The organism is Ferdinandcohnia jepli (genome assembly GCF_047246645.1).
Taxonomy (GTDB): domain Bacteria; phylum Bacillota; class Bacilli; order Bacillales; family Bacillaceae_L; genus Ferdinandcohnia.
In genome coordinates this window covers 1-1,588 of sequence record NZ_JBFOKR010000049.1, presented here as the reverse complement: position 1 = coordinate 1,588, position 1,588 = coordinate 1, and the positions used below count along the sequence as shown (strand labels likewise).

Annotated in this window: 2 protein-coding genes; both read left to right on the top strand. The window is 38.0% G+C overall.

Features of this window, described 5'->3' with window-relative positions:
* The first annotated feature begins 24 nt into the window (after positions 1–24).
* Entirely contained in the window at positions 25–342 is a 318-nt protein-coding gene (locus AB3M96_RS23600; protein WP_412970055.1) for a transposase, read from the top strand.
* Between the two features lie 171 nt (positions 343–513).
* The gene (locus AB3M96_RS23595) at positions 514–1,305 is read left to right on the top strand and encodes an IS3 family transposase (RefSeq protein ID WP_412970056.1); all 792 of its coding nucleotides are present in this window, start codon (positions 514–516) and stop codon (positions 1,303–1,305) included.
* The last annotated feature ends 283 nt before the right edge of the window (positions 1,306–1,588 follow it).

Sequence of the window (1,588 nt, the reverse complement as noted above, 5' to 3'; positions counted from 1 at the left end):
CCTTAATTTAAGGAGGTGTTTTTATTGCCTAAACAAAAAATTAAAGTCATAGAGGAAGTAAAGAAAAAGTATGTGAGATTAGCCGTTGAATCAGGCAAAATGACATCCATCGCCCATCAGGCAGGTATTTCGCGAGAGACGTTAAGAAAGTGGATGAATGAATATGAATCTGATATTCGTGAGGAGATGGGATCAGAAGAAGTTACTTCAGCAAAACTTCCGGATAACCCTTCTATAAGTGAAATGCGAAATAAATATGAACAAGCCATGCTTATGGTTGGAGAGAAAGAATTAGAGATAGCGATGTTACGAAATTTGTTAAAAAAAAGTTCATCTCTATAAGAGATAGACTAGAGGAAGTATATCTTTGGACAGGAGAAGGTTTTTGCATCAAGAAAGCTATGGAAATAGTAGAGGTTGATCGATCCTTGTATTATTACCATTTGAACAAAAGGGAAGTGGAGAATTTGGAAGGGAAAAGACGTGGAAGGCCAACTCCCGGATATTCCCTAAATAAATCTGGGGAGAAAGTTTCAGACAAAACAAATAGAGGAGTTTTTGTCAGAAGCAAGTGAAGGTGAAGAAGGTTCTTATGGCTATCAAAATTTAACAAAATACCTTCGGAACGAGCATCAGTTAGTTATCAACCCTAAAAAGGTGTATAGGTTATGTGTCAAACTAGATATTTTACAATCCAGGGGCCACAAACCATCCCTATATCCTAAAAGATTATCAAAAAAACATGAAATTACAGGCCCAAATCAACTATGGCAAGTAGATATTAAGTATGGATCCCTAAAGGATAGTGGTCGCTTCTTTTTCTTGGCAAGCGCAATCGATGTATTTGATCGCCGAATTGTAGGATATTATCGGGGTTCCCAATGTAGGACAGAACACATTACAGACATGCTTCAACGTGCTCTTTTACAGCGTCAGGTGCATATGCCTAAAAGTGAAATTGGGAAAGAATATTGTATCATTATTCGAAGTGATAACGGGCCACAGTTTATGAGTAATGTGTTTGGAGAATTTTGTGCACACAATAAAATTTACCATGAAAGGATTCCTCCGAAATCCCCAAATCTAAATGCTTATATCGAGTCCTTTCATAGCATTATTGAACGGGAATGTTATGTCAGATATGAGATGGAATTCTTTGAAGAGGCTTATTATTACATTGATCAGTTCATGGATTTTTATAATAACCGAAGATACCACGGCAGCCTAGGACACCTATCGCCTGCACAGTACCTTAAGAAATATCAAGAGATAGGTTATCAAATAGAGATGGCGGTAAACTTATAGCAAAGGAAATGGGTCCCATAAAGCGATAGAACGGAAGTTTATATCCACTCACGACTTGATATGGAGAGCCACGCATGATAACCTCATTCGGTGTAGCCAGATGTAGGGAAGCTGGCTTCCTGGTGCGAGATTCATGCGTAGAGAGGCTCCATGTCAAGTCATTCCAAGCAGAAGAATGTAAACTTGGAAATTCGAAGGGAGCCATTTCCTTTAAAGAAAAATGAAAAACTAAGATAAACCTAGAAAAAAGGAGATTGTGTACAATAATTAGGGGGTTAAGCCG